The organism is Acetobacter orleanensis, from assembly GCF_001581005.1.
Lineage (GTDB): Bacteria > Pseudomonadota > Alphaproteobacteria > Acetobacterales > Acetobacteraceae > Acetobacter > Acetobacter orleanensis.
On record NZ_LHZV01000056.1, the window covers coordinates 71,347 to 79,742 of the forward strand.

Genomic DNA, 8,396 nt, shown 5'->3' on the forward strand with positions numbered 1-8,396 from the left:
GGGCATCTCCTCTTATGCTTGGTGCGGCCATTCTGGCAGGGACAGCCCTCTCGACCGTGGCATCCCTGCCTGTCGCCTTTGCACAACAGATGCCGTCCGCTTTGGTCCCTGCGGCACTCAGTAGCGCACAGGTGGTGCGCGCCACCCTGCCAAACGGTTTGCGCGTTGTGATTGTGCCGAACCGTCTAGCGCCGGTGGTGACAACGGAAATCAATTATCTGGTGGGCTCGGCAGAAGCACCGGAGGGTTTTCCCGGCACGGCGCATGCGCTGGAACATATGATGTTCCGTGGGAGCGCAGGGCTAGATAAGGACCAGTTGGCGGCGGTCGGTACACGTCTGGGGGGGAGCTATAATGCTGACACCACAGAGGACGTCACGCAGTATTTCTATACGGCGCAGGCACAGGATCTTCCGGTTCTTCTGAAAATCGAAGCGCTGCGCATGAAGGGTCTTACTCTCTCTGAAGCAGACTGGAGCAAGGAGCGGGGGGCTATTGAGCAGGAGGTCTCGCGGGATCTGTCCAGCCCGGCTTACCTATATCTGCAACAGTTGCAGTCTATTCTGTTTGCCGGGACGCCCTATGCGCATGACGCCTTGGGCACACGTCCGTCTTTTGAAAAAACAGATGCCGCGCGTCTGCGTGATTTTTACGAAAAATGGTATGCGCCCAACAATGCCGTTCTGGTCATTGTTGGCGATGTAAATCCGGTGACTGCGTTGGAGCACGTTCGAGAAACATTCGGCGCTATTCCGCGTAAAACGCTGCCAGCGCGCCCGAAGGTAAAGCCCGTACCGCCTCCGGCCAAAACGCTGAGTTTCCCGACGGATTATCCGGTTGGGTTTGCAACACTTGCTTACCCCATGCCGGGGCGCACGGCAGAGAATTTTGCTGTCGCGGATATCCTGTCTGACGTGCTTGGTAGCCAGCGTGGCGCGCTGTATGATCTTGTGCCGCAAGGTAAAGCCTTGTTTGCCGGGTTTGAATATGCCCCAAAAAAAGAAGCAGGTTTTGGACTGGCGCTTGCTGCCTTCCCCAAAGGGGGTGATTCCGCAAAAGCCCTGAGCGATCTGCGCGGTGTTCTGGAAAAAATTCGCAAAGAAGGCGTTCCCGCTGAATTGGTGGAAGCGGCCAAAAAACGCGAGATTGCGCAGCTTCAGTTTTCAGCAAACTCCGTGAGTGGCTTGGCTGCCCAGTGGTCCACGGCGCTGGCGTTCCATAATCTTGATGCACCGGGTGATATTGTTGCCGCCTATCAGGCGGTTACACCGGAAGCCGTTAACCATCTTGCCGCAACGCTGCTGGACCCGGCCCATGCTGTGACAGCCGTGCTAACGCCTGAGGCCTCAGGGAAAGCTGTCGCCGGGAAAGGGTTTGGCGGTGCGGAATCTTTCGCGTCCACGCCGGACAAACCAGTTAAGCTACCAGACTGGGCAGAAAAAGCGTTGTCCCGTCTGGAAGAACCCAAACCGACCCCGCAGCCTGTTGTCAGCACGCTGCCAAACGGGCTTAAGCTGATTGTCTGGCCATCACACGTTAGCCACACCATCCAGTTGTCAGGTGAAATCCGCCAGAATTCCGCCTTGCAGGAACCGCAAGGGAAGGAAGGTGTGGAGGATTTGACTCAGTCCCTCTTCTCCTACGGTACAACAACGCATGACCGCCTGGGCTTCCAGAAAGCACTTGATGATATTCCGGCTTGGGAACGTGCAGGGGGTAGCTTTTCTCTACAGGTTCTGACACCTGATTTTGAAAAAGGTATTGCACTTCTTGCAGAAAATGAACTCCACCCGGCCTTTCCAGAGAAGGCATTCCAGATTGTAAGAATGCAGGCCGCACAGGGGCAGGCAGGAATGCTGGTTTCTCCCGGATTCCTGTTTGGTCAGGCTGTGAAAACAGCGTTGCTTCCGCAGAAAGATCCTGAACTCCGGCATGCAACACCGCAATCCATCATGAGTGTTTCGCGGGATGATGTGATGAGTTATTATCAGGCAGCGTGGCGGCCTGACCTGACGACCATTGTTGTGACGGGGGATATCACGCCGGAAAAAGCCCGCACTGTGGTGGAACAGGCCTTTGGCGGCTGGAAAGCAAACGGTCCAAAACCGGTGGTGGATTTACCGAGCGTGCCGCTCAGCAAGGCTTCTCGCGCCAATGTGCCAGATAAAAATAGCGTGCAGGATACGGTGGTGCTGGCGGAAACGCTGGGACTGACGCCCTCTCACCCTGACCATTTCCTCTTGCAGTTGGGAAATGAGGTGCTTGGGGGCGGTTTGTTCTCATCCCGCCTGTATAGGGACCTGCGGGTTAAGACAGGATATGTGTATTCGGTTGGCAGCAGTTTTGACTGGAGCCGTACGCGGGGTGCCTACACGATTGAATATGGATCAGACCCGGATAAAGTTGGAAAAGCTCGTGTTGCAGCTTTGAAGGATCTCAAAGATATGCAGACGGCACCGCCGACCGAGGATGAATTGTCTCTGGCAAAAGCCTCGCTCTTACGCAGCTTGCCGCTACGTCGGGCCAGTCTGAGCAGCATTGCCTCTCAATATCTCGGTCTGGAAGAACTGGGCCTGCCGCTGGATAATACGGATCGTGCAGCGCAGGTCTATTACAAGGCGACAGGTGCGGAGGTGCAGGCCGCATTCCAGAAATGGATCCGGCCGGATGACCTCGCGCAAATTGTCAAAGGCCCTGCGCCGACGTGGTAAGAACGGAGAACGCCTCTCTTCAGGGTTTATGAAGAGAGGCAATTACTTTTGTCTTAAATTTATCAGCGAACGGGCTGCATTTTTCAGTCTGGCCAAGAGCCAAAATAAAGCTGTCTATCGGACCGGATAAGAGAAATGAAGCGTGTTGGGCCGGATAAGCCGGCCCAACATGCTCAGTTTCTGAAAATCAGTTTTCAATCTGCGGTGATGGGTGACGGAACTCCATCACCAGTTCTAAATCATAATGCGCGGAAAGTGCTTCTGTTGCCGTGCGTGATGTGTTGTGAACACGATAACGGCACAGAATTTCCGGTAGATATCCGGGGCTGAGATCGCGATCAATAAACTTCAGCCAGAAATCATAATCTTCCCAGCCTTCTTCAATATGGCAGAAGCCGCCTACGCTCGCCCAGGCATCTTTACGGATCAGAGCCATGACGTCCACGTAGTTATTCTGCTTCATACGAGCAGGGTCCCAGATATCGGCGTGACCAATGCCTTTACGGTCACCAAATTCTTCAATCTGTGTATAAACTGCTGGAAAGCCGCCCTTAATGAGCGCGGTATATGTTTTTTCCAACGCTTTGGGATAGACCGTATTGTCCGCATCCATGATGAAGACGGCTTCGCCCAATGCGTTTTCAAAAGCAACGTTACGGGAAAAGGAAGGGCCCTGATTACGTTTGTTCTGAATTAGCGTCGCACGGTAAAAACGCTGCTTGTTCTCTTCCATCCATTCCGTGATGACTTCAATGGAGTCATCACGTTCAGACAGATCATCCACCACGACGAGATCAATATTCTCGTGTGTCTGTGCGACGATAGAATCCAGACATTCACAGATAACAGCCGCATAATTGAAATTTGTAACGCAGACTGTAATCAGATCTTTGGGTTTTCTTGATTTTTTCTTGAAAGAAAACTCAATATTTCCAGCCGGAGCCCATGGTTTCAAAACGCTCATTTCAGGTTACTCCATATGGAAGAAATATAATTTTTCAGATCCAGATTCTTGGAATTGAAGATACCGTCGTTCTCTAATACCGCGAAAATGTTTTGTTGAATTCTTTCTGCTTCTTTTTGACCCTCTTCCGTACGGACCAGCCATTCCACCAGATTGGGCATGTGGCGCGGTGTTTCAGTCAGATAATGCTCCCCATTTTTGTAAAGTGGATGCGGGAAACATTCTTCCGTGACGATAATGGAACCAGAGGCCATGCCCTGTTTGACAATACGGTGCCACTCAAAGAAGCAGTTATCATCACGATGCACATTGAGAGAGATTTTTGAATTCTCGGACACATAGCGCGGCAAGCGCGAGAGAATGTCATACAGGCCGGAGCTTGGAATGGGGCCATCGGCTTTACGGTAGTAAAAGAAGTTCTGGTAATCCGCGAAGAAGGCGGCTGAGCGGGAGAAGAATTTTTCCCGCTTGCGGGACGCATTCCCGAAGAAACTGACATCAATGCTCCGCTCACTGATTGGCGTGAACGGGGACGAGGCTTTTTGTGCGGGTTCCGGCAGAACGCGGAAAAGTGGGTGCTTACGGTCTTCTGCTGAAAGGGTACAGGATTCGATTTTGACCGGTGGGTCAAAATGAAAGACGCTCAACCCGACATCGGAGAAGGATTTCAGGTTCTGGTAGCACAGGTCCATCACGCCAGCGGACATCATGATATAGATGATCCCGCGCGTGAACCAGAGTGTCTGTGGTTGCTCCGTATTGAACATGATGGAGCGTTTGATGATGTCGTCCTTTTTCCATGCCTCGTTCCCGGACAGGAAGAAGAATTCATGCGGGGCGCAAAAAACGCAGAGTTCGGGCGCCTCATTTTCGGGAGTTTCTTCCGTCATGACGCGAGAATTCAGCCCGCTGTTTTTGAGGTAGACATCCAGACATTCCGCCAGTTCCTTGATAAAGGAATTGCCTTTGGAATGGTAAAAAACGCCAACGGTCTTCGGGAGAGTCTTGCTGGTATCTTTTTTGCTGATTTTGTAGTCGATATCGTTTTTACATTCTTTCCCGAGAAAGCTGACGATCGAGCGTCTGGAAAAGATTTCACGCCCTTCTCCAATCCCGTAAAGCAGGGCATGGCGGGCAGGTAACATTTTGGCGGAGGAAATATCCGCGTTCATGCGGATATAATCATTCGGCGTTGAAAAAGGGATATTTCCGGAGTCTGTTTAGGGCGTTACTGATGGAATCATAGCCATATTCCTGAAGTAAGCCTTTTTCGAAAAAATAGAGATTTTCGTTATTTCTTATATAGTGCGCAAACGGGTTTTCATCTTGACCAATAGCGTTTTTATAAAGGTTATAGTAAATTTCTGTATTAAAGTTTTCGTTCGGGTTTCTGTTTTCTTGAGAGCCGTAAAGTACATAGTGTACAATAGGATCAAGCCCTGACTTTTTTACATCAGGATTTTCTGCGAGATAAAAATCAAGATCAAATTTTTCTGAATCAATGATCGTTTTTATGTCTTTTTTGTTCCATGCTGTCAAAGTAACCATTACATTTCCCGTTTGTGCAGATTTAACTTTTAATCTGTCTAACTATATCGGAAAAAATAAGGCATGAGAACGGTAAAATCCTGCGTCTTATGTTGCAGTTTTAAGGTGCAGTTTAAGAAAAAAATTAATTTGAAAATAAAAAAGAAATAACAAAATAAAAATGTATTAAATTTTTAAATAAATTCATTTTATAGTAATAATATATTTAAAATAAAAATATTAATAAAAAATTACTTTAGTAAAAATAAATAATTAATATTCACAATATTTTTAAAAATTATAAATTTAAATATTATGTTTATTTTTCATATAAATTAAAATCTGACAATTTAAAAAAATTATTTCTCAATATAAAATAGAAATTGTCTTATGTCCTGTTTTGAAGATTTTTCATGGGGTTTATCTTGCCTGAGGCCTCCATATTCTTGGGTTTTCAGTGTAATGTACCTAGAGTAACCGCATGGCGAACTGAAAGCGTGCCAGTGCGTCCAATAAGGTGTACAAGCCGCGCAGTTACGTTGAGATAGAGCTACGTTAAGATAGTACGAGTGTAACAGGAATAAGGTTATCATGGCGCAACAAGCAGGACAGGGTATGGCGACGGCGGAGTTTTTGTTCCCCGCCGATCTGGAACGGACAGAAAAAAAAATCGACCGGGTTTTACTGGTCGGTTCATGTCTTACCGCGTTGTATTTTGAGCAATTTAAAGCGCGTCATCCTGAAACTGCGTTCGATTATATTCCATATAATTTTGTCAGCGTTCTTCCGCAGCAGCCTCCAGCACCGGTTGAAAGCTATGATCTGCAATATGTTCAAATCCCTTTGCGAACTCTGTTGAGTGATCGGGTAATTGAAGGCTTCCGTTTTAATGAACCCGGCTTTGCGGAAACAATTCTGGAAGACGCGAAAAATCTTCTTGATGTCATGCTGTCAGCCGCCATGGTTTATAATGAATCACATGGGCTACTGACCTTCGTTTCTAACTTCATTGTCCCGCAAATGAGTAGTGCGTCGAGCCTTAAGGGGAAGGGGGGGGGGCGTGATCTGGTCTCGATTGTTCATCAACTGAATGATTATTTGATCAAGCGGGTTGAGACTTACAAAAATGCTTATGTACTGGATGTGGATTCCGTCGCCTGTGCTGTTGGGAAGCAGTACGTTCTCGATGATGTCGTCTATTTCTATTCTCATGGCGGCGTGACGTTTCAGGACTGGGATGACTTCGGGGCGGTTGCCCGAAATGAGCCTATTCCGCCGCTGGAGACGGTTTACCCGATCAAACGCGATGAATTTCTGGATGCAGCATATCGCCAGATTGTGACGTCTTATCGCACGGTCCATCAGGTTGATCAGGTTAAAGCTGTCATTTTTGATCTGGATAACACGCTCTGGCGTGGGCAGCTTGCCGAGCATTATCGTCCGGATGTGCAGCCTTGGCCGCGTACGGATGGTTGGCCGCTTGGGGTATGGGAAGCTATCCATTATCTGCGCGCGCGCGGCATTCTCGTGGCGATCTGCTCGAAAAATGACTATGAAACTGTCAGGCAGAGATGGGATGACGTTGTTAATCCTAAACTGGTCTCTCTGGAGGACTTTGCATCTCTCAAGATCAACTGGCAGCCCAAGGCGGAAAATATCGCGGCAATCTGCAAGGAGTTCAACATTAAGCCCAAAAGCGTGGTTTTTGTTGATGATAATCCAGTAGAACGTGCTGCCGTGGCATCTGCTTTCCCAGATCTGCGTGTGATGGGGGGGAACCCGTATCTAACCCGGCGTATTTTGCTGTGGTCCGCCGAAACACAGATTGCGCAACTGACGGCAGAATCCGAGCGGCGGGAGGACATGATTCGTGCTCAGATTGAGCGCGAAGAAACCCGATCTGCCATGAGCCGTGAAGATTTTCTGCTCTCGCTGGAATGTCGGGTATCTTTTCAATACATTACCGATACAGCCCAGCCAGAATTCGCGAGAGCGCTGGAACTCACCAATAAAACGAACCAGTTCAACACATCTGGGAAACGTTGGGCCTTTAAAGAGGTAGCTGATTTCCTGAAAGAGGGTGGCCAGCTTCTAGCGTTTAATGTGCAGGACAAGTTTACGGATTATGGGTTGGTCGGTGTCCTGTACCTTAAAAATTCCGAGATTGTTCAGTACGTTATGAGTTGCCGTGTCTTAGGTATGGAGGTTGAGGAGTTTGTGGTGGCAGAGGCTGCCGCGCATGTTCGCAAGGCTCTGGGTCATGTGCGTGTAACGGCTTCTGTCCATGAATTACCGGATAATACGCCATGTCGGGATGTTTACCTTCGGGCTGGCTTTAGAGAAGACTGGGTTTCTGAAGGGATTCACTATTATATTCTGGATGAAGGACAACAGCCTAAAGCAGTGTCACATATCAGGATGGTATAAAAGATTTTCATCTTTAATTTTTCAAATGCCGCACTTTGAGCGGCATTTGTTTAAGATGAAAATTTCTAAAAAATTTAACACATTGGAGGTTGAAAAAATTAACAAATCTGATTTGTGTTACTAAAATAGACTGTTTATGCTGCTGCTTTTTTGTTTTCTTACCTTCTGTTTAATGAAATTACGATTTTTTTATTCCTGTTTTTACTGGACAACCTTTGCAAAAAATCATTAGTAGGACCGTAATATATTAATGGTGTGGGTTGGCATATGAGCGCGCGGATGAGTAAAGTTCAAACCAAGGCAGCCAAGGTAGCAAAAGCGGAATTGGTGAACGACCCTAAGATTTCACATCGTCCACGAGCTTCTAAAAAAAAGCCGGTGGATTTTGTTCCTGAATCTAATATCGGTGCACTAGAAACAAGTACTATACAGCGGGACACTGGCTTGGTGGCAGCGTCTTCGCAGAATGAAATTAATGGAGCGCAGCCCATCATGCAGGACAGTCAGGAATTTCAAACCGTTATCTATTTTGATGGTGGGTGGTATTTGGCTATGTATCCCGATGTTCGGGAAGCTGGAATTGACCCGCTGGAACATTTTTTGAACCACGGTTCTCAGGAGGGCCGTAGCCCTAACGCGTTGTTTGATAGTCAGGCTTATCTGAGAGCCTGTTTGAAAAGTCACGGATGAGCGTTTCTGCGGATGAGATTGGCCCCCATTGCGACGAGGATCATGGCGTTTGAGACATCGATGCGTCGCTCGTAATC

6 protein-coding genes and 1 pseudogene are annotated in these 8,396 nt (G+C 48.2%); 3 read left to right on the plus strand and 4 right to left on the minus strand.

The window, feature by feature from the left end; genetic code table 11:
• The first annotated feature begins 14 nt into the window (after positions 1–14).
• Positions 15–2,711, plus strand: coding sequence for a M16 family metallopeptidase (locus AD949_RS05450; RefSeq protein WP_371277383.1), 2,697 nt, complete (start codon positions 15–17; stop codon positions 2,709–2,711).
• 187 nt (positions 2,712–2,898) lie between these two features.
• On the opposite strand, the gene AD949_RS05455 is transcribed toward AD949_RS05450, so the two are convergent.
• The 3 genes from AD949_RS05455 to AD949_RS14525 are packed head-to-tail and all read right to left on the minus strand — an operon-like array spanning position 2,899 to position 5,223.
• The gene (locus AD949_RS05455) at positions 2,899–3,675 is read right to left on the minus strand and encodes a glycosyltransferase family 2 protein (RefSeq protein ID WP_048836703.1); all 777 of its coding nucleotides are present in this window, start codon (positions 3,673–3,675) and stop codon (positions 2,899–2,901) included.
• On the minus strand, positions 3,672–4,847 hold the full coding sequence (locus AD949_RS05460; RefSeq protein ID WP_244463437.1) for a CgeB family protein: 1,176 nt from the start codon (positions 4,845–4,847) through the stop codon (positions 3,672–3,674). The genes AD949_RS05455 and AD949_RS05460 overlap by 4 nt, the downstream gene beginning before the upstream one ends.
• Positions 4,848–4,857: 10 nt before the next feature.
• Complete coding sequence (locus AD949_RS14525; protein WP_244463436.1) at positions 4,858–5,223, minus strand: hypothetical protein; 366 nt, start codon at positions 5,221–5,223, stop codon at positions 4,858–4,860.
• Positions 5,224–5,793: 570 nt separating this feature from the next.
• Between AD949_RS14525 and AD949_RS05465 the strand changes: the two genes are divergently transcribed.
• Entirely contained in the window at positions 5,794–7,629 is a 1,836-nt protein-coding gene (locus AD949_RS05465) for an HAD-IIIC family phosphatase (protein ID WP_048836702.1), read from the plus strand.
• Between the two features lie 279 nt (positions 7,630–7,908).
• Positions 7,909–8,319 carry a hypothetical protein gene (locus tag AD949_RS05470; RefSeq protein ID WP_143224151.1) on the plus strand — a complete coding sequence of 137 codons (411 nt, stop codon included), beginning with the start codon at positions 7,909–7,911 and terminating at the stop codon, positions 8,317–8,319.
• Here AD949_RS05470 and AD949_RS14065 read toward each other — a convergent pair.
• A pseudogene (locus tag AD949_RS14065) lies at positions 8,310–8,396 on the minus strand (IS5/IS1182 family transposase); the annotation flags it as partial. The gene AD949_RS05470 and the pseudogene AD949_RS14065 overlap by 10 nt on opposite strands.

Bases quoted from the DNA above. Each gene is read 5' to 3' on its own strand.
- AD949_RS05470 (WP_143224151.1), top strand. From the start codon at position 7,909: ATGAGTAAAGTTCAAACCAAGGCAGCCAAGGTAGCAAAAGCGGAATTG.
- AD949_RS14525 (WP_244463436.1), bottom strand. From the start codon at position 5,223: ATGGTTACTTTGACAGCATGGAACAAAAAAGACATAAAAACGATCATT.
- AD949_RS05455 (WP_048836703.1), bottom strand. From the start codon at position 3,675: ATGAGCGTTTTGAAACCATGGGCTCCGGCTGGAAATATTGAGTTTTCT.
- AD949_RS05465 (WP_048836702.1), top strand. From the start codon at position 5,794: ATGGCGCAACAAGCAGGACAGGGTATGGCGACGGCGGAGTTTTTGTTC.
- AD949_RS05460 (WP_244463437.1), bottom strand. From the start codon at position 4,847: ATGAACGCGGATATTTCCTCCGCCAAAATGTTACCTGCCCGCCATGCC.
- AD949_RS05450 (WP_371277383.1), top strand. From the start codon at position 15: ATGCTTGGTGCGGCCATTCTGGCAGGGACAGCCCTCTCGACCGTGGCA.